We start from the raw sequence: 26,780 nt of genomic DNA on the forward strand, positions 1-26,780 counted from the left end.
CAGCGCGGTGGAATAGTCGGCGTTTTAGCCGGCGATCAGCTCCTTGGCTGCTTGGCGGTGATCGGCGATCAGCTTGGCCACATCCAGGCCTTCGATCTGCCCGTCGATGACCCGCCACTGGCCGCCAATCATCATCCGGTCGGCCTTGTCGGCGCCGCACAGCAGCAGCGCGGAAATCGGGTCGTGGCTGCCGGAGAAGCGCAGCTCATCCAGCTTGAAGAAGGCCATGTCGGCTTGCTTGCCCACGGCCAGCTCGCCGATATCGCTGCGCCCCAACAGCTTGGCCGAGCCTTTGCTGGCCCAGCCCAGTACCAATTCCGGGGTGATTTTCTCGGCGCCGTAGCGCAGACGCTGGATATACAGGGCCTGGCGCGCTTCGAGGATCATGTTCGAGGCATCGTTGGAGGCCGAGCCATCCACGCCGAGGCCGATCGGTGCGCCCGCCGCTTCCAGCTCAAGGGTCGGACAGATGCCCGAGGCCAGGCGCATATTCGAGCTTGGGCAATGGCAGATCCCGGTGCCGGCCTGGCCCAGGCGGGCGATTTCATCCGGGTTGAAGTGGATGCCGTGGGCCAGCCAGGTGCGCGAGCTGAGCCAGCCGACGCTGTCCAGGTAATCCAAGGTACGCAGGCCGAAGCGCTGCAGGCAGAAGTCTTCTTCGTCGAGGGTTTCCGCCAGGTGGGTGTGCAGGCGCACGTCCAGCTCCTCGGCCAGCTCGGCGCTCTGGCGCATGATTTCCTGGGTGACCGAGAATGGCGAGCAGGGCGCCAGGGCGATCTGCACCTGGGCGCCATCGCCGCGCTGGTGGTAGTCATGGATCAGCCGTTGGCTGTCGGCCAGGATCACTTCACCCTGTTGTACGGTCTGCTGCGGCGGCAGGCCGCCGTCGGCTTCGCCCAGGCTCATCGAGCCACGGGTGAGCATGGCGCGCATGCCCAGTTCGCGCACGGCTTCGACCTGCACGTCGATGGCGTTTTCCAGGCCGCCGGGGAACAGGTAATGGTGATCCGCCGCGGTGCTGCAACCGGAGAGCAGCAGTTCGGCCAGGGCCACTTTACTGGCCAGGGCGAGTTTCTCGGGAGTTAGGCGTGCCCATACCGGGTACAGGGTTTTCAGCCAGGGAAACAACGGCTGATTGACCACCGGGCCCCAGGCGCGGGTAAGGGTTTGATAGAAGTGGTGGTGAGTGTTGATCAGCCCCGGCAGCACCACATGCTCGCGGGCATCGAAGGTGCGATTGCAGGGTTGGCTCGGCTGTTGGCCGGCCTTGAGCAGCTCGCTGATCACACCGTCTTCGATCACCAGCCCGCCGGCAGCGTCGAGGGTGTTGGCGGTGAAGATGGCGAGGGGGTTTTTGATCCAGATACGTGTAGCAGCCATTGAGTTGGCTCCTCTGAAGTTGGGTTCAGGTTAGCCAGCTCAGTGTTTACCCTGTCTGCTGATCCAGGTGCGCGGCCGGCGCAGGTGGCCGGGCGTGGCGCAAACGATAACGCCGGAATCTGCCTGCGGCAAGAGCGCAGGGTGGAATTTCTGACCAGAAGGTCAGCGCTTAGAACAGCTTGCGGTACTGGATAAAGCCCGAGCGTTCAGCGATGCGCTCATACAGCAGCATGGCCTTGCTGTTGCTCTCGTGGGTCAGCCAGTAGGTGCGCGAACAGCCTTGAGCCTGAGCCTCGCGGTAGACGTGTTCGATCAGCTGACGGCCGGCGCCGTTGCTGCGGATATCCTTGGCGATAAACAGGTCCTGCAGGTAGCAGTAGTCGCCAGGGGTCCAGGTCGAGCGGTGGTAGATCCAGTGCACCAGGCCAATCGCCTGGCCGTCATGCCAGGCTAGCGCCGCGTGCATCGGCTCGGCCGGGTCGAGAAAGCGCTGCCAGGTGATGTCGCTGGTCGCGGCGGCTATCTCGGTCATATAGAAGCGTTGATAGCCCTGCCACAGGGGCAGCCAGACGGCATGGTCGGCGCTGGTGACCGGACGGATCTCGACGGGAATGCGCACGGGCATGGCGGCAACCTCCTTGGCGTCAGTAGCTGGGTGATAGGCATTGCAAACAGGGTAGATGGTTTGACCCTGTTTGCCGCCATTCACTCCATTAGCGTGTGGCGCGGTAATCCTGGATCAGCATTCCCAGGTCTTCACGCGAGCATTCGGCCGGCAGATGGCTGCTTAGGTCGTAGCAACGCTGACCGAAGCCCATGGGCCAGTAAATGATGCTGTAGGGCGGCCAGAAGATCGACACCACGCGAAAGCGCGTGCGCAGCTTGCCTTCGGCCAGGGTTTCGCCGGTGACGCTGGTCAGCCGATACGGCACGCCCGCTGTGCGGTTCCAGAAGAACGGACGGGTTTTCACCAGGCCTTGCGGGTGTTGTTCGGTGCGCTGGTTGACGCTGATGGTGCTGTGCTCGGGCAGCTTGAAGTAGGCCTTGGTGGAGCAGCCGGTGATGGCCAGCGCGAGCAGCAGAAACGTGACGAGGCGAAGCGACGACATGCAGGTACGTCCTTGTAAGTCGGTGGTTGAGTGGTCTGTAGGTTGGCGAGCGGGCTCGCCGGGGGCGCGACTATAGCGACTTGTACGTCGGCAAGCAGCTACTTATTCGGCCCGTTCACCACACAGATCCAAGGCAAACCAGTGCTCCACCTCGGCCTGGCTCAGGCCGGCACCGAGCAGGGCAAACAGCTTGCCCAGCGCGGCTTCACGGGTCATGCCGCCAGCGGAAATCAGCCCGGCGCTGGCCAGTTGGCTGCCGGCGGCATACACGCCGAATTCGACATGGCCGTGCGGGCACTGGCTGATTGCGGCCATTACCACGCCGCGCTCATGGGCGGCTTTGAGCACGTCGAGCAGTTCGCCGTCGTCCGCCGGGCCCGTGCCGCTGCCGTAGCACTCCAGCAGCAGGCCTTGCACGCCGCTATCCAGCAGGGCGCGCAGATGGCTGGCCTGGATGCCCGGATAGAACGGCAGCACGGCCAGGTTGACCGGCTTGCGCGGCTGGCGGTAGTCGATGCTGACCGGGATGCTCTCGGCGCGGGCACTTTGGCGCTGGCGCGGCAGCACGTGGAAGGCATCGAAGGCATCACTGCGCAGCTTGCTGACCCGCGCGCCATGCAGCAGCGCGCCATTGAAATACAGGTGCACGCCTGGGGTGACGCCAGCCTGCAGCGCGCGCATGGCGCCGAACAGGTTGCTCCAGGCATCGCTGCCCTCGGCACCCGCCGGCAGCATCGAGCCGCTGAGGATTACCGGTACCGGCAAGCCCAGCAGCAGAAAGCTCAGGGCGGCGGCGCTGTAGGCCAGGGTGTCGGTGCCGTGCAGCAGCAGCACGCCATCGCAACCGTCCTGCTCGATGCCGGCGCGAATCGCCGCGACCATCGCCAGCCAATTGCTCTGGTTCATATTGGCGCTGTCGATGGGCGGCAGCAGCTCGCGGAAGGTCCATTGCGGCAACGGCTGGGCTTCCAGCACTTGCTGGCGGCGCAGGCGCTCATCGAAGCCGGACGCCGGGGCCAGGCCCGTGGCGCTCATTTGCATACCGATGGTGCCACCGGTGTAGAGCACCAGAAGTTTTTCACAACCCATCAGGGGTCTCCGTACTTTCATTGTTCTTATAAGAAAACAGGGGGCCAAGCCCCCTGTTTATTACAGCTAATGCAGCTTTAGCAGCGACTTAGCGCTGATGCACGCTGTTGCCGATTTCCGCATGGTTGGCCGGGGCGTTTTGCGCCGCGTTAGGCCAGGCAGCTGGGTCGAGGTCCAGATCGGCGAAGTTCTTCGCATCGAATACTGGCGACTCTATACCGGCCTTGATCTGGTTGTCGTAGTCGCGCATCAGGCGCAGGCCGACTTTGAACAGCAGCACCAGGGCAATAAGGTTGGCAATTGCCAGCAGGCCCATGGTCACGTCGGCGAAGGCGAACACGGTGCCCAGATCCTGTACCGAACCCCAGAGTACCAGAGCCACTACCAGCACGCGGTAGACCACTACCGGTGCGCGCTTCTTGCTGAAGAAGCCCAGGGCGTTTTCACCCAGGTAGTAGTTGTAGATCAGGGTGGTGAACACGAACAGCAGCAGTGCGACGGTGACGAACACCCGGCCCCACTCACCGACTACGCTGGCGACGGCGGTCTGGGTCAGCACAACGCCGGCCATTTCGGTGCCTGGCTGATACACGCCCGACAGCAGGATGATCAGTGCGGTGCTGCTGCACAGGATGATGGTGTCGATAAATACGCTGAGCGACTGCACGATGCCCTGGGCTACCGGGTGCTTGACCTCAGCAACGGCGGCGACGTTCGGTGCACTGCCGAGGCCCGCTTCGTTGGAGAACAGGCCGCGCTTCACGCCCATCAGGATGGCCGCGCCGATACCACCGGCAAACGCAGGCTCCAGGCCGAACGCGCTCTTGAAGATCAGTACCAGGGTCGCCGGGACGGCGTCGATGTTGCTGCCGATCACGAACAGCGCCATGGCGATGTAGGAGAAGGCCATCACTGGCACCAGCACGTCAGCGAACTTGGCGATGCGCTTGATGCCGCCGAAGATGATCAGACCGATCACCACGGTGAGGATCAGGCCGCTGACATAGGTCGGCAGACCGAAGGTGTCATGCATCGAACTGGCCACGGTGTAGGACTGCACGGCGTTGAAGCCGAAGCCGAAGGTCACCAGCAGCAGGATCGACACCACAATGCCCAACCAGCGCTGGCCGAGACCGTGCTGGATGTAGAAGGCCGGGCCACCGCGGTAGGTGCCGTCGTCTTCACGGCGCTTGTACAGCTGCGCCAGGGAACACTCGAAGTAGCTGGTGGCCATGCCGACCAACGCTACGACCCACATCCAGAAGATCGCGCCCGGGCCACCGAGCATGATTGCCACCGAGACACCGGCGATGTTGCCGGCACCGACGCGGCCGGCTACCGAGAGCATCAGCGCCTGGAACGAGCTGAGCTGGCCAGGCTGGCGCTGGAAGGCTTCGGCGAAGATGCGGAACATGCTGCCGAAGTAACGGAACTGGACGAAACGCGAGGCAATGGTGAAGTACAGACCAAGGCCGATCAGCATCACGATCAGGAGCTTGCTCCAGATCAGGTCGTTGAGAATATCGAGCATGGCAGTGAGGTCTCTCTTGTTGTTTTGTGAAGGAAATATGGGCGGGGCCGAATGGTTGAGCAGACGCGCTTGTCGTGCAATTTCGCGGATGGCGGCGAACTGACGCGAGTTGATGCTAGAATCGCGCCGCTCGCATCACCAGGAAACCGCCATGTCCGACCATCTAGGCCCCAATCTAAAGCTGTTGTGTGGCCATTACCGGTCAATCGCCGAGGTTTGCCGCAAGCTCGCGATCAATCGCGCCCAGTTCAATAAATACCTGAGCGGACAGAGCCGACCAACGGCCTACAACCTCAAGCGCATCTGCGACTTTTTCGGCGTTGAGGCCTACGAGCTGAGCCTGCCTGCCGAGCAGTTTGCCGACCTGATTGGCGCGCGCACGCCGGGCCAGGATGCCGGCGCGCGCAGCGATGCGCTGATGGAATTGCTCAAGCCGCTGCGTGCGCATGCCGGCAACCTGTCGCGCTATTGCGGCTACTACTTCGAATACTCCAACTGCATGTCGGTGCCGGGCACCGTGCTGTTGTCGCTGGTGCAGCTGTGGGAGGAAGACGGCGACTTTCTGTTCGAGCGCCAGGAGCGTCAGGAGCGTTCCGCCAGCGCCGACGTGCAGGGTGAGGATTGGGTGCGCTGCCGTTACCTGGGCGCCGCGTTCCAGCTGCAAGATCGGCTGTTTCTGATGGACTACGAATCGCTGACCCTCAACGAGATGAGCCAGACCATCCTCATCCCCAGCTACAAGAGCCGCATCACCCGCCTGAATGGCCTGAAAACCGGCGTCTCCAGCGGCGACCGGCGCAGCCCGGCCTGCACCCGTGTGGTCTGGGAATACCTGGGCACCGAAATCAACCGCATCAGCGCCTACCGCCAGGTGCGCCTGTACCGCCCGGATGATCCGCGCATCGACGACGATGTGCGCCAGCGCCTGTCGGTAACGCCGCTGAAGAATGGTTTGTTTGAGATCGAATAAGCAGCAGTGCTGTTATCGCAGGTCCTCTAAGCGCTGTTTCTGCTGACCGTCGACACTGAAGTTGTTCGCCGCCAGCCAGCGCCCGTAGCCGGCGGCAAGTGCCGGCCACTCGCTGTCGATAATCGAGTACCAGGCGGTGTCGCGGTTGCGGTTCTTGATCACCATATGCTGACGGAACAGCCCCTCGTAGCTGAAGCCGAAGCGTTCGGCCGCGCGCTTGGAACGCGCGTTGTCGTTGTTGCACTTCCATTCCAGGCGGCGGTAGCCGTTGGCAAAGGCGTGCTGGGCCAGCAGGTAGATCACCTCACTGGCCTGCACGCTGCGCTGCATCACGCGGCCGTAGCAGATATGGCCAATCTCGATGCTGCCGTGCTGCGCGGCGATATTCAGGTAGCTGAGCAGGCCTTGCGCGCGGCCGCTGTCTGGCTCGATCACAGTGAAGAACAGTGGGTCTGGACTGGCGGCGTTGCCGCTTAGCCAGGCATCGAACGCCGCGCGTTCGCTGAAGGGGCCGTAAGGCAGGTAGTCCCATAGCCGTGGGTCGCTTTCCGGGCCTTGCAGGGCCTGCCACAGGTCGTTGCCATGGCGCGTCGGGTCAAGGGGTTCGAGGCGCACATACTGGCCATTCAAGGACTGGCGGGCCGGGGTGGGCACGGGCTGCCAGTCGTGTAGCGGTTGCTGGGGCATGCGGCGGCTCCTGTTCAGAACTGTTTGCGGTATTGGATAAAGCCCGAGCGCTCGGCGATGCGGTCGTAGAGTTGGCGACCTGGGTAGTTGGTTTCCTGGGTCAGCCAATGCACGCGGCTGCTGCCGGCCGCCTGGACCTGAGCATAGACGTGCTCGATCAGCAGCCGGCCGATACCGCCGCCGCGCTGTGCACTGTCGACAAACAGATCCTGCAGATAGCAGCTGTGTTCCACCGACCAATTCGTGCGGTGGAAGATCCACTGCACCAGCCCCACAGCCTGGCCGTCGCGCCAGGCGAGGGCGGCATGGGTGGGTTCGCTTGGGTCGAGAAAGCGCTGCCAGGTCATGGCGCTGACCTCGGCGGGCAGCTCGCTCTGGTAGAAGTGCAGATAGCCCTGCCACAGCGGTAGCCAGGCGGCGTGATCAGCGGTGCTGACGGGGCGGATTGCAATGCTCATGGCGCTTCCTTGGCTAGGTGTTGGGTATTGATTTGTGCGGCCAGTGCGCGGTCGCGCGGGTCATGGCTGGCGTGCAGGCCCTCGCGCACGCCGGTTTGGTCGGCCTGGCTGCGGTTCTGTCCGAGCTTCCATTTGCCCTCCAGGCGTTCGATGGGGAGGGCGAAGCCGACGATGGCGCGCAGCATGCTGTCGATATAGTCGCGCGGTGCATCGCTGACCGCCCAGGGTTGCGGGCGCTCGGCTTCATGCAGCGCGCTGAGGCGGCTGACCAGCTGCAGCAGACGCTCGGCGTCATCGAACACCTCGGCGCGGCCATGGGCCTGCACGCTGATGTAGTTCCAGGTCGGCACCACCTTGCCGTGCTCGGCCTTGGCGGCGTACCAGGACGGGCTGATATAGGCCTCCGCGCCCTGGAAGATCACTAGCGCCGGGCTGCCCTCAGCCAAATCGCGCCACTGCGGGTTGGCCCGGGCGAAGTGACCGTACAGCGTGCCGTATTCACCTTCGTCAGGTGCTAACAACAGCGGTAGGTGACTGGCGAGCAAACCCTGACTGCCGTGGCTGACCAGCGTCGGCAGGCGCGTGGCGCGCATTTGCTGGTGCAGCGTGGCGAGGTCGTCCTGGCGAAAGGCGGTGGGCGTGTACATGGGCAGGCTCCTGAGCTGGTGAAGCCATACTAGGCAGCGTATTGGTCTGTTGTAAGATCCACTTTCTGCGACTTTTATGGAGCCAATCGCTATGCCAATTTCGTCCGCTCCGCCGCTGCCGGTCGATCTGTCCGGCATTCAGCTCGATGCGCAGCAGGGGCTGGCGCGTCAGCTGTATCAGGCGCTGCGTGAGCGCATCCTCGATGGTCGTCTGCAACGCCGCACGCGCTTGCCGGCCAGCCGCGACCTGGCCAGCCTGCTGGGCATCTCGCGCAATACCGTGACCCGCGCTTTCGATCAGCTGTACGCCGAGGGTTATATCGAGGGGCGCATCGGCGCGGGCACCTATGTGGCTGAGTTGAATGCGGTGGCGCGGCCTTCCGCGCCGCCCACGGTGCACGCGTCCGACAACCCGCAAAGCGCGGCGCTGCAGTTGTTGCAGACGCACCATCTGAACCCGCCCTTGAGCGGTGCGCCTCGGGCGTTTCGCGTCGGCGTGCCGGCTTTTGATCTGTTTCCCTTCGAGACCTGGGCGCGGTTGTCCGCGCGCTTCTGGCGCAAGCCCTCGCCCGCGCGGCTGGGCTATGGCGACCCGGCGGGCGACTGGCAGCTGCGCGAGTTGATCGCCGCCTACCTGCGCAACAGCCGTGGCCTGCACTGCGATCCGGCGCAGATCGTGGTCACCAATGGCGCGCAGCAGGCCATCAGCCTATGCGCGCAACTGCTGGTGACGCCTGGCGCGCGGGTGGCGCTGGAGAACCCCGGTTACCGCGCCGCCGGCCATGCGCTGGCGATAGCCGGGGCGCACCTGTGCGGCGTGGCGGTGGATGGCGAAGGCTTGGATGTTCCGGCGTTGGCGCAGCTTGAGGACTGTCGGCTGGTTTACCTGACGCCCTCGCACCAGTACCCGACCGGCGTCACCCTGTCGCTGGCGCGGCGTCTGCAGCTGTTGGAGTGGGCCGAGCGCCATAACGGCCTGATCATCGAGGACGACTACGACGGTGAGTACCGCTACAGCGGCACGCCGCTGGCGCCCTTGGCCGCTCTCGATAGGCAGGGCCGGGTGCTGTATGTCGGCACCTTCTGCAAGATTGCCTTTCCGGCGTTGCGTCTGGGTTATCTGGTATTGCCGCCAGCGCTGGCCGCAGCCTTCGCCCAACGCCGCGCCCTAGATATGCGCCATTCGGAAATTGGCACCCAGGCGGTGATGGCCGAATTTATCGCCGCCGGGCATTTTCAACGGCATATCCGCCGTATGCGCACGGCCGCCCGCAGTCGCCGCGATGCGCTGTTGGCCGGTTGGCCTGAGTCGGTGCCGGGCTGCGCGCCGTTGCCGGTGGTGGAGGCCGGGTTGCATCTGTGCGTGCGGGTCGACAGCTTGGCCCGCGAGCGCGAGCTGATCAGCGCCGCCGCACGGGTTGGGGTGGAGATAAGTGCGCTCAGTAGCTACTGGCTACCTGACAGCAGCACCGCGGAAGGTCAGCGCGCCGGGTTGGTGCTGGGGTTTGCTGCGGTGCCGGAGGCGCAAATCGCCGAGGCCCTGCAGGCATTGCGCAAGGCCTGGCAGCTTTAGCCGTGCGAGGTGCTCAGGCGTAGGATGGGTGGTAACCCATCAACTGGCTGCTGGCTGATGGGTTACCACCCATCCTACGGGCTCAAATCCCGAACCAATGCCGCTTGCCTGGCGAGGGCAGCGCAGCACTGATCTTAAGTGAACGGCATTCAACACAGCTCAGGATTTTTCGCGCAGCTGCCGTAGCCTTCGCTGCGCATCTGTTCCAGCGCGGCCTGCAGGCGCTCGACCACTTCGTCCGGGGTGTCCTTGTTTAGCGCCAGGTACAACTGCGAGGTTTCGAAGCTGAGCACGGTTTGCAGATCATCGGCGCCCTGCTCTTTGGCATACGCGCGCCACACCGGATCGGAGGTGGCCCATAGGTCGATCTGCCCGCGTTGCAGCTTGCGGATATTTTCCTGGTCGCGCAGGGCGTTTTGCGGGGTGAAGCCCAGGCGCTCCAGATGCTGGCTGACCGCCGCGCTCTGGTAGGCGCCGATGCGGTAGGCCTTGGCCTGTTCCAGGGTGCTCAGTTGCGGGTGGCTGCCTTTGCGGCCGACCAGCACGCTCTGGTACTGGGCGATAGGCCCGACCCACTTGAACAACGGCTTGCGCGCCTCGCTCATGGAGGTGGAGAACAGGCCGTGGTTGGCCTTGGTCATGGTCTGTTGGTAGATGCGGTCCCAGGGAAAGCGCAGGGTCAGGCTGTAGTTGATGTCGGCGCGCTTGAACATCTCGCGCACGGTATCGGCACTGACGCCCTGGATCTGCGCATCGCGGGCGAAGTTCTTGCCGTGCTCGGCCATGTTGAAGGGCGGGAAGTTTTCCGTCAGCAGCACCATCTTGTAATCGGGCGGCAAGGCGGCCTGACTCAGGGGGCTGAACAGCAGGCTCAGCAGCAGAACTGCCAGGCCGTTGCCAGGTTTGTTCCACAGGTGTTGAAGAAGCTGCAACATGGGGTTTCTCCCTTTTTATTGTTGTCTGAGGCGGCATCGCCGGCCGCCCGGGTAAGGCGAGCCGGCGATGCCGTGGGTGTTGCTATCAGAAAGCCCGCTTGGTCAGCGCGGTGGCGAAAGGGTGTGTGCCGACACAAAATGTCGCCACGGCGCTGACCAGGTGGGCTGTTCGGTGCCAGCGGCATAGGGCTTACCTGCTGCCGCCTGTTGTTGCGTGACTCCGCGGTGAGGTGGGTAAACGCTCAGCCGCGATAGCCACTGGCATGCGGTTGCTCGGTTGCTTTTACTGCGCGTTGTCGCTGTTGTAGATCTCGCGATCCAGCTCTTTCTCGCTGCTGCCGACCAGCGTTGTGGTCATCAGGTCGCCGGCGACGTTGACTGTGGTGCGTGCCATGTCGAGGATGCGGTCGATGCCGGCGATCAGCGCCACGCCTTCCAGCGGCAGGCCGACCGAGGTCAGTACCAGGCCGAGCATGATCAGCCCGGCGCCAGGTACACCGGCGGTGCCGATCGAAGCCAGGGTGGCGGTGAGGATGATCATCAGGTACTGGCCGGCATTCAGGTCGAAGCCGAAGGCCTGGGCGATAAATAGCGCCAGTACGCCCTGATAAATGGCGGTGCCGTCCATATTGATGGTCGCGCCCACCGGCAGCACGAAACCGGCCACGCCCTGGGACACGCCGAGGTTCTTGCGCGCACATTCAATCGACACCGGCAGGGTGCCGGCGCTGCTTGAAGTACTGAAGGCCACGGCCAATGCCGGCGCCACGCCCTTGAAGAAGCGCAGTGGGCTAAGCCGCGCGAGCAAGCCCAGCAGGCCGCCATACACCAGCAGCATATGGGTGATGCTGGCCAGGTAGATCACCCCGATCACGCCGGCCAGCGGCAGCAGCACTTCGATGCCGTGGGAGGCCACTACACCGGCGATCAGCGCGAATACGCCGATGGGTGCGCAGCGCATCACCAGGTCGGTGAGCTTGTAGAACACCTCGGCCAGGCTGTCGAACAGCTTGACTGCCGGTGCGGCCTTTTCGCCGATCAGGTTCATGCTCACGCCCAGGGCGATGGCGAAGACGATGATCTGCAGGATATTGCCTTCGGCAAAAGCGGCCACTGGATTGGTCGGTACCAGGCCCACCAGAATCTGCACCAGCGACGGCGCCTGCTTGGTTTCCTGCACGCCGCTGGCGACCATATTCATCCCTTCGCCCGGGGTGAACAGGGCGCCGAACAGCAGGCCGATACTCACCGCAAAGGCGGTGGTGATCAGGTAGATGGCGATGGTCTTGACGCTGATGCGGCCGAGCTTGGCGCTGTCACTCATGGCCGTGATACCGGCCACCAGGGAGACGAACACCAGTGGCACGATCAGCATTTTGATTGCGTTGAGGAACAGCGTGCCGATGGGCGCCAGCAGCAGGGCGTCGGCCTTGAATAGCACGCCAGTCAGTACGCCAAGGCCGAGGCCGATAAGGATTTGTTGCCACAGCGGCATGCGCCGCAAAAAGCTTAGGGAAGAAGTACTGCTCTGACTCATGGTTATCACCCGGATTATCGTTTTTGTGGGGCCGTCTGTGCGGCCTTGAGCGGTGCCGCCCGGCAGGCGAGGGCGGAAAACCAGTTACCCAGATGCTGGGCGCTGGTTACAAAAAACGCGCCGTTCCTGGCGGAGACGGCGCGTGTGGTGCTCTTGGATCAGCCCGGCATTAGCGGAACTAAGCGCGGGGCGATCATGTTCTCGGGACGCAGGATGTCGGCCAGTTCGGCGTCGCCCAGCAGCTTCTCTTCGCGCACCAGCTCCAGTACGCCGCGGCCCGTTTCCAGCGCCACCTTGGCGATGCGCGTGGCGTTCTCGTAGCCGATATAGGGGTTGAGTGCGGTGATCAGGCCGATGGAGTTTTCCATCAGTTCACGGCAGCGCGCTTCGTTGGCGGTGATGCCGTCGATGCACAACTCGCGCAGCATATCCATGGCGCGGGTGAGCAGGCGGATCGAGTCGAAAATCTTGTAGGCGATCAGCGGCTCCATCACGTTCAGCTGCAGCTGGCCGCCTTCTGCCGCCATGGTCAGCGCCAGGTCGTTGCCGATCACTTCGAAGGCCACCTGGTTGACCGCTTCCGGGATCACCGGGTTGACCTTGCCCGGCATGATCGAGCTGCCTGGCTGACGCGGCGGCAGGTTGATTTCATTGATCCCGGTGCGTGGGCCGCTGGACAGCAGGCGCAGGTCGTTGCACATCTTCGACAGCTTCACCGCAGTGCGCTTGAGCATGCCGGAGAACAGCACAAAGGCGCCCATGTCACTGGTGGCTTCGATCAGGTCGGCGGCCGGGGTCAGTGGGTGGCCGCTGATGATCGCCAGGCGTTTGACCGCCAGCAGCTGGTACTGCGGGTCGGCGTTGATGCCGGTGCCAATCGCGGTGCCGCCCAGGTTCACTTCGGTGAGCAGGGTCGGGGCGAGCAGCTTGAGGTGCTGCAGGTCTTCACCGAGGGTGGTGGCAAAGGCGCGGAATTCCTGGCCGAGGGTCATCGGCACGGCATCCTGCAGCTGGGTGCGGCCCATCTTCAGCACATGGCTGAATTCCAGCTGCTTTTTCGACAGCGACTGGATCAGCTTGTCCAGTGCAGTGAGCAGGCTGTCGTGGCCGAGCAGCAGGCCCAGGCGGATGGCGGTGGGGTAGGCGTCGTTGGTCGACTGCGCCATGTTCACGTCGTTGTTCGGGTGCAGCTGCTTGTAGTCACCTTTCTCGAAACCCATGGCTTCGAGGGCGATATTGGCGATGACTTCGTTGGCATTCATATTGGTCGAGGTGCCAGCTCCGCCTTGAATCATGTCGACCACAAACTGGTCGTGGAACTCGCCCTGAATGATGCGTGCGCAGGCGGTGCTGATCGCCGTGTGCTTGGCGGCGGACAGGTGGCCCAGCTCGCGGTTAGCGTCGGCGGCGGCCTGCTTGACCATGGCCAGGGCAACCACCAGTTTCGGGTAGTGCGACAGCGTCACGCCGGACAGGCGGAAGTTCTGCACGGCGCGCAGGGTCTGGATGCCGTAATAGGCGTCAGCAGGAACGTCGAGGGTGCCGAGCAGGTCTTTTTCGAGGCGAGTAGATGCAGCAGGGGACATGATCAAGGTCATCTCAGGATATACGGCATATGCCGCGATGGCCCGTAGGTTAGGGGCTGCAGCTTGATGCTGGCCAATGCTGTTAAGCGCTGGGTCATGCATAATCGGCATAACGTTGGCGTGACCGCGATGTGGTAGCAAACGTAGACGTAGGGTGGATGACGCTTTACCCATCCACCACAAGCGAATGCCGGCTGGGTGGTGGATGAAAAGAGCGTCATCCACCCTACAAAAACAGGAGTGACGATGAACCTTGAAAGCAAATGGCTGGAAGACTTTGTCACCCTGGCCGCCACTCGCAGTTTTTCCCAGGCGGCGCAAAAGCGCTTTGTCACCCAGCCGGCGTTTAGTCGACGCATCCGCAGCCTGGAGAACATGCTCGGCCTGACGCTGGTTAACCGCGCCTGCACGCCCATTGAGCTGACCGAATCCGGCCAGCTGTTTCTGGTCACGGCACGCAGCATGGTCGAGCAGCTCGGCGAGGTGGTGCGTCACCTGCATAACCTCGAAGGCCAGCAGGGCGAGGTGATGCAGATTGCTGCCGCGCACTCGCTGACCCTGGGATTTTTCCCCGAATGGATCGCCCGCCTGCGCCGTGAAGGTCTGCCGTTGACCACCCGCTTGGTGGCGACCAACGTCGGCGAAGCGGTGCATGCGCTGCGTGAAGGCGCCTGCGACCTGATCCTCGCTTACTACGACCCGGACGCTGCGCTGCAGATGGACCCGGAAATCTTCCCTTCGCTGCACCTGGGGCGCACGGAAATGCTCCCGGTGTGCGCGGTGGGCGAAGACGGCGCGCCGCTGTTCGACCTCAACAGTGGCCAGAGTGTGCCGCTACTGGCTTACAGCGCCGGGGCCTTTCTCGGTCGCTCGGTCAACCTGCTGCTGCGCCAACGCGCGCTGCGTTCGACCACGGTGTACGAAACGGCGATGGCCGACAGCCTGAAAAGCATGGCCTTGCAGGGTATGGGTGTGGCCTGGGTACCACGCCTGAGCGTGACCGCCGAACTGGCCCGTGGCGAGTTGGTGGTGTGCGGCGATGAACAGTGGCAAGCGCCGCTGGAAATCCGCCTGTACCGCTGCGCTCTGGTGCGCAAGGCCTCGGTACGTCTGCTCTGGCGCAAACTGGAAAGCGGCGAGGTCGGCCGCTAGACCGACCTCGGGTGCTGCCTGCTAACGCGGCACGACCTGGCCGACGCCGCGACCACGTGGATCTGACGCTGTTTCCAGGCGGCTGCCGGTTACCTTGATGGCTTGAATATCGCCCATGTTCCAGCCCTGGTCTTCAAGGGTGTAGCCCATGCTTTTCAGCTCATCGGCCACCTTGCCAGTAAGCGGCGCATAGGCGTCGTAGTAGATCGTGTCTTTGGGCAATAGCTGGTGGTGCACGCGCTGTGCATCGATGGCTTTTTGCAGTGGCAAGCCAAAGTCATACACGTTGTTCAGCACCTGAAAGATCGAGGTGAAGATGCGCGAGCCGCCCGGCGTACCCAGGATCAGGCTCACCTGACCGTCGCGGGTGACGATGCTCGGGCTCATCGAGGAGAGCATGCGCTTGCCCGGCTCGATGGCATTTGCGTCGCTGCCAACTACACCGAAGGCGTTAGCAATGCCGGGTTTGGCACTGAAGTCATCCATCTCGTCGTTGAGCAGGAAGCCTGCACCTTTAACCACTACGCCGCTGCCGTAATCCCAGTTGAGGGTGTAGGTGTTACTCACGGCATTGCCGTCAGCGTCGATGATCGAGAAGTGTGTGGTCTGGTGGGTTTCCAAACCCGGGCGAACTTTTTCAGTGGCTGAAATGGCCGTGGGGTTAACTTCTGCGGCCCGTTTGGCAATGTAACTGGCGTCCACTAATTGCTTGACCGGCACATCCGAGAACTTGGGGTCGCCCAGGTAATCGGCGCGGTCAGCGAACACGCGCTTTTCGATTTCCGCCAGCAAATGGATGTAACGCGAGGAATTGAGTTCAACGCCTTTGAAGTCAGCGGCGCGCTGCTCTTTGATACCGATCAGTTGGGCTAATGCGATGCCGCCAGAGCTGGGCAACGGTGCGGTGTACAGGGTGTTGCCTTGCCAGTCGATGCGCATCGGCTCGCGCCATTCTGCGCGATAGCTTTGCAGGTCTTTGGCGCTGATCAAACCACCGTCGCGCTGCATTTGCGCCACCAGCAATTCTGCGGTTTTACCCTGGTAAAACTCCGCAGCGCCATTGGCGGCGATCCGCTCCAGCGTTTGTGCCAGCTCCGGCTGCTTGAAGGTTTGTCCCGGGCGCATGCTGCCAAAATAGTCGGCAAAGTTGGTCTGGTCGTTGAACAGAGCCAGCGCGTCTTCGCGGTATTGGTATTGCTGCTCAGCAACCGTGAAACCGTTGCGGGCATAACCAATGGCCGGTGTCAGCAGTTCCCCCCAGGGCAACTTGCCAAAGCGCTGGTGCGCTTCCCATAAGCCCATCACCGTGCCGGGCACGCCGGCGGCTTTAGCGCCGACCATGGTGCTGTTCTCGATGACTTCACCCTTGTCATCCAGGTACATGGTCTTGGTGGCCGCGAGAGGGGCCACTTCACGGTAATCGATAAAGAAAGGTTTGCCGTCCATAAACAGGGTCATAAAGCCGCCGCCGCCGATGTTACCGGCTTCGGGATAGGTCACTGCCAGGGTAAAGGCCGTTGCTACGGCCGCATCCACTGCATTGCCGCCGGATTTCAGTACCTGCGCCGCGACCTTGGCGCCATATTCGTCTGGGGCAGCCACCGCGCCACCGTCGAGCGGCGCAGCCCATACGCAAGAACTTGTGGCCGCCATGATCGCGGCGGCCAGCAGGGTGGAGCGGGCAGTCAATTGCATACAGTTATCCTTTTTCTTATGGCCTGAATAAGCCCCGCTGGCATCTCGTAGTGAGTTGCCAGGGGGGCTCAAGGAGTTATCCAGCTTAGGTCATTCGTCCGTGGCCATCAGGTACCCGACTTGATGGTGTTCCACACCCGGGTACGCACGCGTTCGATCTTCTGCGGCAGCGGTTGCAGCACGTAGAGGGTTTTCTGCGCTTCGGCGGTTGGGGTCAGGCCGGGGTTGTCGCGGATTTCTGCGCCCACCAGCGGCATGCCGTCTTTGTTTGGGTTAGGGTAACCGAGAAAATCGCTGATCGGCGCCACCACTGCTGGTTCGAGCAGGTTGTTGAGGAACTCATGGGCTTCGGTGACGTTCTTCGCGCTTTTCGGGATGGCGAAGGAGTCGTACCACAGCGGCGCGCCTTCTTTCGGCAGGCGCCAGTCGACCACCACACCGTTACCGGCTTCTTTGGCGCGGTTGGCGAACTGGTAGAAGCTGCCCGAGTAGCCGATGGCCACGCAGATGTCGCCGTTGGCGATATCGGTCATGTATTTGGCGGAGTGGAAGTAGGCGACGTGGGGGCGAATTTTCAGCATCAGCGCGCTGGCTTTCTCGTAGTCCTCGGGTTTGGTGCTGTTGGGGTCGAGGCCCAGGTAGTGCAGGGCGATGGGCAGGATATCGCCGGGCGAATCAAGCATGGCCACGCCACACTGCTTGAGTTTGCTGATGTTCTCTTCCTTGAAGATCAGGTCCCAGCTGTCCACTGGCGCATCGGCGCCGAGCACGGCCTTGACCTTGTCCGGGTTGAAGCCGATCAGCACGGTGCCGTACATGTAGGGCACGGCGTACTGGTTGCCGGGGTCGTTGGCGGTCATCAGCTGCAGCAGGCCGGGGTCGAGGTGCTGCCAGTTGGGCAGCTTGCTCTTGTCCAGCTTCTGGAATACGCCGGCCTTGATCTGGGTGTCGAGGAAGGTGTTGGTCGGCACCACCAGGTCGTAGCCGGAGTTGCCGGTGAGCAGCTTGGCTTCCAGGGATTCGTTGGTGTCGAACACGTCCCAGGTCAGCTGGATGCCGCTCTTGGCCTGAAATTCCTTGGGCACCGAAGGCAGCATATAGTCGGCCCAGTTGTACACGCGCAGTTCGCGCGGCTTCTCTGGCGTTTGTGCCTGGGCCGCAGTGGCCAGCAGGGTTGCGCCGCAGATGGCGACGGCAAGTAGGTGTTTGATTGTTTTCATCGTTCTTCACCCTTTAGACAGTGTGAGATGTGTAGGGTGGATCGGGGAGCGCAGCTGGCGCTTTATCCATCCACCACGGGTATGTGGCACCTAACGGCGGACGAAAACAGCGTCGTCCACCCTACGCACTACGCGCCCTCGAAACCTTCCAGCACGTTGACTGCGTTGACCCCGATGGCTTCCACCGCATAACCGCCTTCCATCACAAACAGCGTCGGCTTGCCGAGGGCGGCGATGCGTTTGCCCATGGCCAGGTAATCCGGGCTGTCGAGCTTGAACTGGGAAATCGGGTCGTCCTTGAACGTGTCGACGCCCAGTGACACCACAATCACTTCAGCAGCGTATTCGGCGATGCGCTGGCAGGCTTCATCCAGTGCGGCGCTCCACACTGCCCAGGGGCTGCCCATGGCCAGCGGGTAGTTGAAGTTGCAGCCTTCGCCGGCGCCCTCGCCGCGTTCATCGGCATAGCCGAGAAAGAACGGGAACTCGTCGGCTGGGTCGCCGTGGATCGAGGCGAACAGCACGTCATTGCGAGCGTAGAAGATGTCCTGGGTGCCGTTACCGTGGTGGTAGTCGACATCGAGGATAGCGACCTTTTTGTGGCCCTGATCGAGGAAGGCCTGGGCGGCGATGGCGGCGTTGTTCAGGTAGCAGTAACCACCCATCAACTCGCCGGCGGCGTGATGGCCTGGCGGGCGGCACAGGGCGAAAGCGCTATGGGCGCCGCCCGCAATTGCTTGCTGGGCGCTTAGCGCCACCTGCGCAGCGCTGTAAGCGGCCTGCCAGGTGCCGGCGGTAATCGGTGCGCCGCCGTCGAAGCTGTAGTAACCGAGTTGGCCGTGCAAATCCCTGGGGATCATCTGCCGCAGGGTGCGCGCCGGCCAGGTGAAGGGCAGCAGATCGCCGCTGCCGTTCTGCGCCTGCCAGCGATCCCAGGCACCCTTGAAGAAGTTCAGGTACGCCGCGCTGTGGATGCGCTCAATCGGCGCCAGGCCGAAATCCTGCGGCGGACGCACCTCGCCGAGCTGGCGATCCTTGACCCGTTGCAGGATATGGTCGGCGCGTTGTGGCTTCTCGAAACAGGGCATCAGCTGGCCGTCGATCAGCTCGCAGCTGCCGTGGTGCAGGTGATGGTCGTCGCTGTAAAAGGTCAGCATGCAGGTGGCTCCCAGGCGTGTTGTTCTGGCAGCCATTGTTCGCCCGTATGGCGCTGCGAAAGAACGCTGACAACGGCCAAAAGGGGATCGAAATGGCCAAAAAAATCGCCGGGAGCGATTTTTAACGTCGCGCAGCGATGGCCCGCAGGGTGGCTGCCAGGGATGGCTGGGCCATAAATTGCGCGGCCGCCTTGGCATTTCGTGGGAGGCGCTTTAGCGGCGAGCTGTTTGATCGTGGTTGTCGCGGCTAAAGCCCCTCCCACAAATCCCTATCACCGCGCGGCGCAGGGTCACGCGCGAAAACGGCTTGGCGGCACGCCGCTCCAGCGTTGGAAGGCATGGCGAAAACTGGCTGTTTCGCTAAAGCCGAGGTATTCGGCAATCCGGCAGATCGGCCAGTCTTCCTGGCCGAGCAAGGTTTTCGCCCGCTCGAAACGCAGCTCGTCGAGCAGTTCTTGGTAGTGGGTGCCCAGTTCCTGCAGGTGGCGGCGCAGGGTGCGCGGCGAGCAGTGCATTTGCTGCGCCAGCTGTTCCAGGCCGGGTGGTGCGGTCAGCTGTTCGGCCAGGAGCTGGCGGATGCGCGCGAGCCAGGCCTGGCGGCTGTTGAACTCACTGTTCTGCTTGCGGCAGCGTTCAAGCATTTCCCGGTGGGTCACCGCATCGGCCAGCGGCAGTGGTTGCTGCAGCCAGCTGGCGGGAAAGGCAAAAGCATTGCGTGCGGCATCAAACTGCAGCGGGCAGGCGAAGCTGTGCGGGTAGCGCGCGCTGTAGTCCGGCTCGCTGTAGCGAAACTGCGCAGCGCTGAGCGGCAGGGGCTGGCCGAGCAGGTCATCGCTGATCAGCTTGAGCGAAGCCAGGCACATTTCCAGGTTGAATACCTCAAGCTCTGGGCGGTGCTGGTAGTCGCTGGCGCTGACCCAGGCCAGCTCGCCTTCGAGGTGCATATCCAGTTTGAAGTAGGTGCCGAGCAGCGCCGGGTACTGCAGCATCAGCCGCCAGGCGTCACCAAAGGTGGCACTGGAGAGTGCGGCGTAACCGACCATGCCATAGGCCGACACATGCATGCGTCGGCCCAGCTCCAGGCCCAGGTCATTGCGCAGCTGCAGGGCGTTGGCGCAGACCTGCAATTCCTGGGTGCGGGTGATGCGCGTGTCGGCGCAGGCCAGATCAGCCATAGCAATGCCGCTGCCGGCCAATAGCGGCTCGGTCAGTTCGGCTTGCGTGGCAAAGATTTCCAGGATCTGCGAAACCACATGCAGGGTGGTCAGGTGGGCGTGCAACATCGGGGCAACCGCAACAGTTCAGAATGCCTGAATGAGGCAAGAACTATGCCGCGGCACCGCAGCAGCCCGGGGCTATCCGGGCCGCTGCGGGCTAACCAGGTTTAGCGATTACGCAGGAACGCGTTGATAAAGTCGCCCTGATTGGGTGCTTTTTCATGGGTGGTGAACACCAGGCCTGCATCGCTTTCGCGCAATTTGAGCTCTGCGTCAAAGCTGCACTGCACGGTTTTCAGACCTTTGGCGGCAGCCTTTTGCTCATCACCGTTCTCGCACAGATTGGCCAGTTGGCTGACCACCTCACCGCAAAAGCTCGGCACGCTGAGGCGCTTGAGTTTGTCGTCGTCGATGGCGTTCCACTCAACCTCCGTGACCAGCGTGGTGCCGCAGGCCTTCGAGGCGTCCTGGTCGATCTGCTGCAGCTGTGCGCTGAAGTCAGCCACACGCTGCTCGCGGTCGAAGCGGCTCAGTTTGTCCTGAATGCCTTTTTTCTTCTGCTGCTCATACAAGGCCAGCAGGTTGGCGGGTTTGGCCTCTTTGCTCTTGGTTTCGTCGAAGCCCAGCTCAAAGCCGTCGGTATTGGGCAGGTACAGCTGGAAGCGCTCGCCACCCCAGCCCTGACGCTTGACCAGCATGTTGTAGGCGCTGCCATTGAGGGTGGTGGTGTAGTCGCGCTCATCGTTGCCGCGCTCGCTGATAGTGCTCAGTAGCACCACTTCATCCAGCGGGTGATTGATACCGCTGACCTGGATCAGCGCCTGCTTGCCATCGCTGCTCGGCGCGACGGTGACGCTGATGCCATTGCCGGCATTGAACACTTGCGGGTATTTGGCCAGTTCCAGGGCGCTGGCGTTGAGGGTGAACAGCGAAGCGGCGAGTAGCAGTGACAGCCTTGTCATGGGGGTGTCCTTGGTTGTGAAGAGAACGCGCAGTATAGCCAGGCCACCGGCCGCGATTTGTGCGCCAGGTCTGCTCGTGGCGTTCCCCCGGCGTTGCGTCTGACGTCGTGGCGGGCGGTGCGCGACAAACGGCGTGCCGAGGTGCACGCCAGCCCAGGCTTTACGGTATACTGCGCGGCCTTTGGCGGTCCGCACCGCCATAATTCATACACTAACAAGCCACGCCTGGTTTCCAGCGTGGCTTGTTAGTTTCTGCAGCGCCTACGGGCACTTGATGAAGAAGAGGCACGACGATGAGCGCACTGGTTGGCGTGATCATGGGCTCCAAGTCCGATTGGTCCACCCTTAGCCACACCGCCGAGATGCTGGACAAGCTGGGCATTCCGTACGAAGTGAAGGTGGTTTCTGCCCACCGCACCCCGGACCTGCTGTTCCAGTACGCCGAAGAAGCGGAAGGCCGCGGCATCCAGGTGATCATCGCCGGGGCTGGCGGTGCGGCGCACCTGCCGGGCATGTGTGCGGCCAAGACCCACCTGCCGGTACTCGGTGTGCCGGTACAGTCGGCCGTACTCTCGGGCGTCGATTCGCTGCTGTCGATCGTGCAGATGCCGGCCGGTATTCCGGTCGCCACCCTGGCCATCGGCAAGGCCGGTGCCGTCAACGCCGCGCTGCTCGCTGCGAGCATCCTCGGTCACCAGCACCCGCAGTTTCACGAGCGGTTGAAGGCGTTCCGCACCGAGCAGACCGAATCCGTGCTGGAGAATCCGGACCCGCGTGAGGCTTAAAGCCCATTCCATCAGGGGCTGCGACACGGCGCACTTGAACGCTGTCCGCTGCTCGGAATGCTCATTTACCGGCGTAAACTCCGCTTCCTGCGCTGCGGGCAACGTTCAACTGCTTGGTCTCGCCACCTGCTGAAAGGGGCTTTGTTATGAAAATTGGTGTAATCGGTGGCGGCCAGCTGGGCCGCATGTTGGCCCTGGCAGGCACGCCGCTGGGGATGAACTTCGCCTTCCTCGACCCCGCGCCGGATGCCTGCGCGCAAGCGCTGGGCGAGCATATCCGCGCCGATTACGGCGATCAGGATCACCTGCGTCAGCTGGCCGATGAAGTCGATCTGGTGACCTTCGAGTTCGAAAGCGTGCCGGCCGAGACTGTGGCCTTCCTCTCGCAGTTCGTCCCGGTGTACCCGAGCGCCGAAGCCCTGCGCATCGCCCGTGATCGCTGGTTCGAAAAATCCATGTTCAAGGACCTCGGCATTCCCACCCCGGATTTCGCCGATATCCAATCGCAGGCTGACCTCGACGCCGCCGTGGCCAGCATCGGCCTGCCGGCGGTGATGAAGACCCGCACCCTGGGCTACGACGGCAAGGGCCAGAAAGTCTTGCGCAAGTCCGAAGACGTAACCGGCGCTTTTGCCGAGCTGGGCAGCGTGCCGTGCATCCTCGAAGGCTTCGTGCCGTTTACCGGCGAAGTGTCGCTGGTGGCGGTGCGTGCCCGTGATGGCGAAACCCGCTTCTACCCACTGGTGCACAACCGCCACGACAGCGGCGTGCTGGCGCTGTCCATCGCCAGCACCGACCACCCGCTGCAGGCGCTGGCCGAAGATTACGTCAGCCGTGTGCTGACCAAGCTCGACTACGTCGGCGTGCTGGCCTTCGAGTTCTTCGAAGTCGATGGCGGCCTGAAAGCTAACGAAATCGCCCCACGCGTGCACAACTCCGGGCACTGGACCATCGAAGGCGCCGAGTGCAGCCAGTTCGAAAACCACCTGCGTGCCGTCGCCGGCCTGCCGCTGGGTTCGACTGCCAAGGTCGGTGAGAGCGCGATGCTCAACTTTATCGGTGTGGTTCCGCGGGTGGAGCAGGTGATCGCCATCGCCGACTGCCGCCTGCACCACTACGGCAAGGCCTTCAAGGCCGGGCGCAAGGTCGGCCACGCCACCCTGCGCTGCGCGGATCGCGCCACGCTGGACAAGCAGATCGCCGTGGTCGAGGCACTGATCGCCAAGGCCTGAAGCCTGCTTTATGACTAAGCTCTTGCGTAGGCCATACACAAGAGCCTCGTCATGAAGTATCTGTTGCTGCTGTCTTTGCTGTACCTGCCGCTTTGCCATGCCGAACAGGTGTTACGCGCCGATTACCGCGAGCGCCCGCCAGAGATGCAGGCCCTCGACTCGCTGCCCGTCGGCCCACTGATCGAGGTGCTGGATACGGCCGCGCAACGCGTCGGCGCGCGCATCGAATGGCGTTACGCGCCCTTTGTGCGCAGTCTGGAAGACCTCAAATCCGGGCGTATCGACCTGGTACCGCGCGTGCTGTTCACCGCCGAGCGCATGGACTACGTGCACTTTCTGCCGTCTATCGGTACCCAGCGCAAAAGCATCCGCTTTATCGTCAAGGCCGGGCAGCAGGCCAGCCTGCGCAGCTATGCCGACCTGCAGGGCAAGGTGATCGGGGTCAAACGCGGCACCGCCTACTTCGATCAGTTCGATGGCGACAACACCCTGCAAAAAAGCCTGGCCACCGACGACTACCTGCTGGCCGGGATGTTTCGCGCCGGGCGCCTGGATGTGATGGTGGTGCTGGACGCCGAAGCCATCGAAGCGCAGTTCCATAAGATCGGCTTCCGCGATTACAGCTATGCCGACTTCCAGTACGAGCAGTCCCTTGGTAATTATTACGGTGCATCGAAGCGCCATTACCTGGGCGACAAAGCGGCCCTCTACGAGCAACTGGGGCAGGCGCTGCGCGACATGCGCGAGAGTGGCGAGATTGCCCGCATCTACCACCGCTATGGCGTTGCGCCACCGGAGACCGAGGAATAGCGAACTGCCCGCTTTTCCCGTGGTCAGATCAACGGTCGTAAAACCCACCGTTCACTGAGGAGGCTCGCATGAGCATTATCGGCATCATCTTTATCGGCCTGATCGTCGGTCTGATCGCGCGCTTTATCAAACCCGGCAACGACAGCATGGGCTGGATCATGACCATCCTGCTGGGCGTCGGCGGCTCGATTGCCGCCACCTACGGCGGCCAGGCGCTGGGCATCTACAAGGTGGGCGAATCCGCCGGCTTTATTGGCGCAGTGATCGGCGCCGTGGTGCTGCTGGTAATCTACGCCGCTGTCAGAAAGGACTGATGCCCTTTCACTCCGCTGCTATGTGAGCCCGCCGATGCGCTATCTGCTGTTACCCCTGCTGCTTATCAGCCCCCTGGCCTGCGCCGAACTGCCGGAAACCGACTGGCTTGAGCTGATGCCGCCGGAAGACCGCCAGGCCCTGGAGGAGATGCCCGAGATCAGCCACCAAGGCCTCGAACAGGACAGCGGCTTCTACAACCCCGGCGGCCTTAAACAGCAGGACCAGAACCTGCCGGCGGTGATGTACTCGACGAAAACCGTCGCCGCCTTCGATGGTAAGGCGGTGGGCCTGGGTGGTTATCCGGTACCATTGGAAACCGACAGCAAGGGCCACAGCACGCTGTTCTTCCTGGTTCCTTACCCCGGCGCCTGCATCCACGTCCCGCCGCCGCCACCGAATCAGCTGGTGCTGGTGCGCTACCCCAAAGGTATTGAGCTGGAAGACATCTACGCCCCGCTCTGGGTCAGCGGCACGCTGAAGATTGAACAGGTCAACAACGAGCTGGCGGATGCGGCGTATGCCATGGAGGCGGATCTGGTTAGAGTGGTGACCGATGACGACCTATAAAACCGGAGTGCCCACCATGAAAGCCGCTATTGCTCTGCTGTTGTGCCTGTTCTCCGCCACCAGCATGGCCCTGGAAACCGGTGAGCGTTTGGCGCCCTGGACCCTGCTCGATCAGCATGACCAGGCCTACACCTTGGACGATCAACTGCAAGTACTGCTAGTAGCCCGTAGCATGGACGCCGCCAAACTCGTTGACGCCGCCCTGCAGGGCAAGCCCAAGGGCTATCTGGAGCAGCGCCACACGGTGTTTCTCGCCGATATCAGCCGCATGCCGAGCATCATCGGCAAACTCTTCGCCATCCCCAAAATGCGCGACTACAACTACCGCGTCCTCCTCGACCGCGACGCCCGCATTGCCCCCCGATACCCGGCGGACAATGCCAGCGTACTTTGGCTCGATCTGCGCCAGGGCCAGCTACAGGGGCAGCGCAGTTTTACTGATGCTACCGAGTTGGCGTAGGCGTTGAAGGCGGTGGGGCGCTAGTTAACCTTTCGCTCAGCGCGTTGGCGTAATCAGCTTGGAGCCACTCAGTTGGCTTCGATGCTGCGCAGCAGTTCTGCTGCTGTCAGGCGTTTGAGCGTGTGTGTGGCCGGTTCCGTCTCCACGTCCAGCGCCAGCGGCGTGATGCCATCAGCCTCATAAACGAAGTACGCATTGCCGTTGCTCACCTCATGGGTTTTCTTTCCCAACGTCGCGATGGTTTTCGGGGCAGCGGACATCAGCTCGTCGACCGTGCTGTAGCGCAATACGACATCAACCTCGCCTAGGCGGCCAAGAGGCGCATCGGCTGGCTGCGAGGGCTCCGCCATAACGGATTGCAGGGATACCGAATTAGAGGCTTCGATCCACTTGTCCGAGTAGGCGAAAATCAGATCCTGATACTCGCTCGACAGTGGTTTATCCAGGTTGCATACGGCCTTGCGAATGGATGCGCCATTCTGTCCATTGCGGATATTGCCGTATACGCAATTGATCACCGGGACGTTGTCCTTGATCGTGAGGGTATAGAACACCTCAAAAGATGTGTTTGCCCCGGCGTTTCTGTAAGTCAGCGTGGGAGCACCGTTGAACGAGACCAGGGCTCTGGACGCCTGGCCGGCGTAGCCAACGAGATCTGCGAATACCTTGGTTTCCGTTCCCCGACTGATCGTCAACTCGCCGGTGTCCATGTCCGCACGATAGGTTTCAGTGCTGCCGCCTCTATCGAATGTGAGGGGTGTCGCCTGTGCTTGTGCGGGGGTGGCCAGCACAAGCATTAGCAGTAAGGTCATTGGAATGACGTAGGGCAAAGCGACGGCTCCAACAATGAAAACTGAGATCGTATTTCAGCGGTTTATGCACGTTTCATATTCTGTAGCGAACGATGTATCGAAAGTTAGTTCTTCAGGCTCCTCTACGTCGCCTGAAATATTTAATAGTTGGCGTTGGGACACGTTGTACTGAACCCAGCCGATAGTGCCGGTGCCGTCTGTATCGAAAAACAACTGGGCCATCACGCTGTCGCCGGTGTCATTGTCGATCAATAAGTCAGTTTTCTCTTTGGTTACGTATTTGAACGGAAAATTACTGCTTCTCACCAGCTCGGTCAGATATCTATAGCAAGAGCCCTCTTCTAGATTTGACCTCGCCGTGAATGACTCTTCTACTGGTTGATTGGCGCATGCGGCGTTACCAAAAAATGCGAGAAGGAGTAGGGCTGAATACAGAGCTTTGTTAATTTCTTGTTGGCCTCGAACTCATTGACGTAACGGGATTTGATGTCTTTTAAATGTTTTTTGTATGTGGATTGAATCGTTGTGTTCGTCGAGTGCCAACACGTCCAGTTAAAGGCTAGAAAGGGGCATTGAAGTAGCAGGCTTTGCAGGTCCAGTTCGACGTTCTTGCTAATCAACGCCACCTCGAAACGATAGGGCTGACTGATGATTTCGCGTTTAACGTTAGGCGGTACCAGGCGAATTATTGGGCGGGCTTTAAAGGTAGAAGTTGTAGTGCGAGAAAGATTATACGATTTAATTATGCTAATTTAGCGGTTGTGTTATTTGTAAATTTTAATATTGAAAGTCGTCGCAAAAATATCCTGTTTTAATTACTTGGTAGACTACGGTGTCCCCCTAAAGATCAATTTCTTTCTGGAAGAATGGGTTTCTCTAGATTTTAATATGGAT

27 protein-coding genes are annotated in these 26,780 nt (G+C 62.0%); 9 read left to right on the plus strand and 18 right to left on the minus strand.

What is annotated here, in order from left to right:
- Positions 1 to 24: 24 nt before the first annotated feature.
- The 5 genes from P3C18_RS01550 to P3C18_RS01570 form a co-directional block, all read right to left on the minus strand.
- The gene (locus P3C18_RS01550) at positions 25 to 1,380 is read right to left on the minus strand and encodes an 8-oxoguanine deaminase (RefSeq protein ID WP_275960134.1); all 1,356 of its coding nucleotides are present in this window, start codon (positions 1,378 to 1,380) and stop codon (positions 25 to 27) included.
- A 169-nt stretch (positions 1,381 to 1,549) separates the two neighbouring features.
- A complete protein-coding gene (locus tag P3C18_RS01555; protein WP_275960135.1) occupies positions 1,550 to 2,005 on the minus strand; it encodes a GNAT family N-acetyltransferase in 456 nt (151 codons plus the stop codon).
- An 88-nt stretch (positions 2,006 to 2,093) separates the two neighbouring features.
- A complete protein-coding gene (locus P3C18_RS01560) occupies positions 2,094 to 2,489 on the minus strand; it encodes a hypothetical protein (RefSeq protein ID WP_275960136.1) in 396 nt (131 codons plus the stop codon).
- Positions 2,490 to 2,591: 102 nt separating this feature from the next.
- Entirely contained in the window at positions 2,592 to 3,581 is a 990-nt protein-coding gene (locus P3C18_RS01565; protein WP_275961557.1) for an asparaginase, read from the minus strand.
- 85 nt (positions 3,582 to 3,666) lie between these two features.
- A complete protein-coding gene (locus P3C18_RS01570) occupies positions 3,667 to 5,109 on the minus strand; it encodes an alanine/glycine:cation symporter family protein (RefSeq protein WP_275960137.1) in 1,443 nt (480 codons plus the stop codon).
- Between the two features lie 151 nt (positions 5,110 to 5,260).
- Between P3C18_RS01570 and P3C18_RS01575 the strand changes: the two genes are divergently transcribed.
- A complete protein-coding gene (locus P3C18_RS01575; RefSeq protein WP_275960138.1) occupies positions 5,261 to 6,079 on the plus strand; it encodes a helix-turn-helix domain-containing protein in 819 nt (272 codons plus the stop codon).
- A 12-nt stretch (positions 6,080 to 6,091) separates the two neighbouring features.
- On the opposite strand, the gene P3C18_RS01580 is transcribed toward P3C18_RS01575, so the two are convergent.
- From P3C18_RS01580 to P3C18_RS01590, 3 genes are read right to left on the minus strand one after another with little or no spacing between them, the layout of a single operon-like run.
- Positions 6,092 to 6,766: a GNAT family protein gene (locus tag P3C18_RS01580; protein ID WP_275960139.1), complete on the minus strand. Its 675-nt coding sequence runs from the start codon at positions 6,764 to 6,766 to the stop codon at positions 6,092 to 6,094.
- Between the two features lie 14 nt (positions 6,767 to 6,780).
- Positions 6,781 to 7,224, minus strand: coding sequence for a GNAT family N-acetyltransferase (locus tag P3C18_RS01585; RefSeq protein ID WP_275960140.1), 444 nt, complete (start codon positions 7,222 to 7,224; stop codon positions 6,781 to 6,783).
- Positions 7,221 to 7,871, minus strand: a complete 651-nt coding sequence (locus P3C18_RS01590; RefSeq protein WP_275960141.1) for an FMN-binding negative transcriptional regulator — start codon at positions 7,869 to 7,871, stop codon at positions 7,221 to 7,223. Before P3C18_RS01590 ends, P3C18_RS01585 begins: the two co-directional genes overlap by 4 nt.
- Before the next feature lie 91 nt (positions 7,872 to 7,962).
- On the opposite strand from P3C18_RS01590, the gene P3C18_RS01595 reads away from it, so the two are divergent.
- Positions 7,963 to 9,444 carry a PLP-dependent aminotransferase family protein gene (locus P3C18_RS01595; protein ID WP_275960142.1) on the plus strand — a complete coding sequence of 494 codons (1,482 nt, stop codon included), beginning with the start codon at positions 7,963 to 7,965 and terminating at the stop codon, positions 9,442 to 9,444.
- A 149-nt stretch (positions 9,445 to 9,593) separates the two neighbouring features.
- Here the strand turns inward: P3C18_RS01595 and P3C18_RS01600 are convergent, their stop codons facing one another.
- From P3C18_RS01600 to P3C18_RS01610, 3 genes are all read right to left on the minus strand, one after another.
- Positions 9,594 to 10,379: a transporter substrate-binding domain-containing protein gene (locus P3C18_RS01600; RefSeq protein ID WP_275960143.1), complete on the minus strand. Its 786-nt coding sequence runs from the start codon at positions 10,377 to 10,379 to the stop codon at positions 9,594 to 9,596.
- A gap of 283 nt (positions 10,380 to 10,662) precedes the next feature.
- Positions 10,663 to 11,916, minus strand: coding sequence for a dicarboxylate/amino acid:cation symporter (locus P3C18_RS01605; protein WP_275960144.1), 1,254 nt, complete (start codon positions 11,914 to 11,916; stop codon positions 10,663 to 10,665).
- Between the two features lie 158 nt (positions 11,917 to 12,074).
- Positions 12,075 to 13,502, minus strand: a complete 1,428-nt coding sequence (locus P3C18_RS01610) for an aspartate ammonia-lyase (protein ID WP_275960145.1) — start codon at positions 13,500 to 13,502, stop codon at positions 12,075 to 12,077.
- Positions 13,503 to 13,748: 246 nt separating this feature from the next.
- Here P3C18_RS01610 and P3C18_RS01615 point away from each other — a divergent pair, with 246 nt between their 5' ends.
- Positions 13,749 to 14,654 carry a LysR substrate-binding domain-containing protein gene (locus tag P3C18_RS01615; protein ID WP_275960146.1) on the plus strand — a complete coding sequence of 302 codons (906 nt, stop codon included), beginning with the start codon at positions 13,749 to 13,751 and terminating at the stop codon, positions 14,652 to 14,654.
- Between the two features lie 21 nt (positions 14,655 to 14,675).
- Here the strand turns inward: P3C18_RS01615 and ggt are convergent, their stop codons facing one another.
- The 5 genes from ggt to P3C18_RS01640 all read right to left on the minus strand — a co-directional run bounded on the left by ggt (position 14,676) and on the right by P3C18_RS01640 (position 20,905).
- Positions 14,676 to 16,349, minus strand: coding sequence for a gamma-glutamyltransferase (ggt, locus tag P3C18_RS01620; protein WP_275960147.1), 1,674 nt, complete (start codon positions 16,347 to 16,349; stop codon positions 14,676 to 14,678).
- 107 nt (positions 16,350 to 16,456) lie between these two features.
- Positions 16,457 to 17,569, minus strand: a complete 1,113-nt coding sequence (locus P3C18_RS01625; protein ID WP_275960148.1) for a polyamine ABC transporter substrate-binding protein — start codon at positions 17,567 to 17,569, stop codon at positions 16,457 to 16,459.
- A gap of 128 nt (positions 17,570 to 17,697) precedes the next feature.
- Positions 17,698 to 18,726: a histone deacetylase family protein gene (locus P3C18_RS01630; protein WP_275960149.1), complete on the minus strand. Its 1,029-nt coding sequence runs from the start codon at positions 18,724 to 18,726 to the stop codon at positions 17,698 to 17,700.
- Between the two features lie 290 nt (positions 18,727 to 19,016).
- Entirely contained in the window at positions 19,017 to 20,009 is a 993-nt protein-coding gene (locus P3C18_RS01635; protein ID WP_275960150.1) for an AraC family transcriptional regulator, read from the minus strand.
- A gap of 101 nt (positions 20,010 to 20,110) precedes the next feature.
- Positions 20,111 to 20,905 (minus strand): hypothetical protein, encoded by a 795-nt coding sequence (locus P3C18_RS01640; protein ID WP_275960151.1) that lies wholly within the window; start codon positions 20,903 to 20,905, stop codon positions 20,111 to 20,113.
- A gap of 293 nt (positions 20,906 to 21,198) precedes the next feature.
- Here P3C18_RS01640 and purE point away from each other — a divergent pair, with 293 nt between their 5' ends.
- From purE to P3C18_RS01670, 6 genes are all read left to right on the plus strand, one after another.
- Positions 21,199 to 21,690, plus strand: coding sequence for a 5-(carboxyamino)imidazole ribonucleotide mutase (purE, locus tag P3C18_RS01645; protein WP_275960152.1), 492 nt, complete (start codon positions 21,199 to 21,201; stop codon positions 21,688 to 21,690).
- Positions 21,691 to 21,836: 146 nt separating this feature from the next.
- A complete protein-coding gene (locus P3C18_RS01650) occupies positions 21,837 to 22,922 on the plus strand; it encodes a 5-(carboxyamino)imidazole ribonucleotide synthase (RefSeq protein ID WP_275960153.1) in 1,086 nt (361 codons plus the stop codon).
- Positions 22,923 to 22,973: 51 nt separating this feature from the next.
- Entirely contained in the window at positions 22,974 to 23,732 is a 759-nt protein-coding gene (locus P3C18_RS01655; RefSeq protein WP_275960154.1) for a transporter substrate-binding domain-containing protein, read from the plus strand.
- Between the two features lie 68 nt (positions 23,733 to 23,800).
- Positions 23,801 to 24,046: a GlsB/YeaQ/YmgE family stress response membrane protein gene (locus P3C18_RS01660; protein WP_275960155.1), complete on the plus strand. Its 246-nt coding sequence runs from the start codon at positions 23,801 to 23,803 to the stop codon at positions 24,044 to 24,046.
- 34 nt (positions 24,047 to 24,080) lie between these two features.
- Positions 24,081 to 24,614 (plus strand): DUF3299 domain-containing protein, encoded by a 534-nt coding sequence (locus P3C18_RS01665; RefSeq protein ID WP_275960156.1) that lies wholly within the window; start codon positions 24,081 to 24,083, stop codon positions 24,612 to 24,614.
- A 16-nt stretch (positions 24,615 to 24,630) separates the two neighbouring features.
- Positions 24,631 to 25,074 carry an FAD/FMN-containing dehydrogenase gene (locus P3C18_RS01670; RefSeq protein ID WP_275960157.1) on the plus strand — a complete coding sequence of 148 codons (444 nt, stop codon included), beginning with the start codon at positions 24,631 to 24,633 and terminating at the stop codon, positions 25,072 to 25,074.
- 68 nt (positions 25,075 to 25,142) lie between these two features.
- Here the strand turns inward: P3C18_RS01670 and P3C18_RS01675 are convergent, their stop codons facing one another.
- Entirely contained in the window at positions 25,143 to 25,904 is a 762-nt protein-coding gene (locus tag P3C18_RS01675) for a hypothetical protein (protein WP_275960158.1), read from the minus strand.
- Positions 25,905 to 25,940: 36 nt separating this feature from the next.
- Positions 25,941 to 26,138, minus strand: coding sequence for a hypothetical protein (locus tag P3C18_RS01680; RefSeq protein WP_275960159.1), 198 nt, complete (start codon positions 26,136 to 26,138; stop codon positions 25,941 to 25,943).
- Between the last annotated feature and the right edge of the window lie 642 nt (positions 26,139 to 26,780).

It is taken from the genome of Pseudomonas sp. 1928-m, assembly GCF_029269135.1.
GTDB lineage: Bacteria > Pseudomonadota > Gammaproteobacteria > Pseudomonadales > Pseudomonadaceae > Aquipseudomonas.

Bases quoted from the DNA above. Each gene is read 5' to 3' on its own strand.
- P3C18_RS01550 (WP_275960134.1), bottom strand. From the start codon at position 1,380: ATGGCTGCTACACGTATCTGGATCAAAAACCCCCTCGCCATCTTCACC.
- P3C18_RS01555 (WP_275960135.1), bottom strand. From the start codon at position 2,005: ATGCCCGTGCGCATTCCCGTCGAGATCCGTCCGGTCACCAGCGCCGAC.
- P3C18_RS01560 (WP_275960136.1), bottom strand. From the start codon at position 2,489: ATGTCGTCGCTTCGCCTCGTCACGTTTCTGCTGCTCGCGCTGGCCATC.
- P3C18_RS01570 (WP_275960137.1), bottom strand. From the start codon at position 5,109: ATGCTCGATATTCTCAACGACCTGATCTGGAGCAAGCTCCTGATCGTG.
- P3C18_RS01575 (WP_275960138.1), top strand. From the start codon at position 5,261: ATGTCCGACCATCTAGGCCCCAATCTAAAGCTGTTGTGTGGCCATTAC.
- P3C18_RS01580 (WP_275960139.1), bottom strand. From the start codon at position 6,766: ATGCCCCAGCAACCGCTACACGACTGGCAGCCCGTGCCCACCCCGGCC.
- P3C18_RS01585 (WP_275960140.1), bottom strand. From the start codon at position 7,224: ATGAGCATTGCAATCCGCCCCGTCAGCACCGCTGATCACGCCGCCTGG.
- P3C18_RS01590 (WP_275960141.1), bottom strand. From the start codon at position 7,871: ATGTACACGCCCACCGCCTTTCGCCAGGACGACCTCGCCACGCTGCAC.
- P3C18_RS01595 (WP_275960142.1), top strand. From the start codon at position 7,963: ATGCCAATTTCGTCCGCTCCGCCGCTGCCGGTCGATCTGTCCGGCATT.
- P3C18_RS01600 (WP_275960143.1), bottom strand. From the start codon at position 10,379: ATGTTGCAGCTTCTTCAACACCTGTGGAACAAACCTGGCAACGGCCTG.
- P3C18_RS01605 (WP_275960144.1), bottom strand. From the start codon at position 11,916: ATGAGTCAGAGCAGTACTTCTTCCCTAAGCTTTTTGCGGCGCATGCCG.
- P3C18_RS01610 (WP_275960145.1), bottom strand. From the start codon at position 13,502: ATGTCCCCTGCTGCATCTACTCGCCTCGAAAAAGACCTGCTCGGCACC.
- P3C18_RS01615 (WP_275960146.1), top strand. From the start codon at position 13,749: ATGAACCTTGAAAGCAAATGGCTGGAAGACTTTGTCACCCTGGCCGCC.
- ggt (WP_275960147.1), bottom strand. From the start codon at position 16,349: ATGCAATTGACTGCCCGCTCCACCCTGCTGGCCGCCGCGATCATGGCG.
- P3C18_RS01625 (WP_275960148.1), bottom strand. From the start codon at position 17,569: ATGAAAACAATCAAACACCTACTTGCCGTCGCCATCTGCGGCGCAACC.
- P3C18_RS01630 (WP_275960149.1), bottom strand. From the start codon at position 18,726: ATGCTGACCTTTTACAGCGACGACCATCACCTGCACCACGGCAGCTGC.
- P3C18_RS01635 (WP_275960150.1), bottom strand. From the start codon at position 20,009: ATGTTGCACGCCCACCTGACCACCCTGCATGTGGTTTCGCAGATCCTG.
- P3C18_RS01640 (WP_275960151.1), bottom strand. From the start codon at position 20,905: ATGACAAGGCTGTCACTGCTACTCGCCGCTTCGCTGTTCACCCTCAAC.
- purE (WP_275960152.1), top strand. From the start codon at position 21,199: ATGAGCGCACTGGTTGGCGTGATCATGGGCTCCAAGTCCGATTGGTCC.
- P3C18_RS01650 (WP_275960153.1), top strand. From the start codon at position 21,837: ATGAAAATTGGTGTAATCGGTGGCGGCCAGCTGGGCCGCATGTTGGCC.
- P3C18_RS01655 (WP_275960154.1), top strand. From the start codon at position 22,974: ATGAAGTATCTGTTGCTGCTGTCTTTGCTGTACCTGCCGCTTTGCCAT.
- P3C18_RS01660 (WP_275960155.1), top strand. From the start codon at position 23,801: ATGAGCATTATCGGCATCATCTTTATCGGCCTGATCGTCGGTCTGATC.
- P3C18_RS01665 (WP_275960156.1), top strand. From the start codon at position 24,081: ATGCGCTATCTGCTGTTACCCCTGCTGCTTATCAGCCCCCTGGCCTGC.
- P3C18_RS01670 (WP_275960157.1), top strand. From the start codon at position 24,631: ATGAAAGCCGCTATTGCTCTGCTGTTGTGCCTGTTCTCCGCCACCAGC.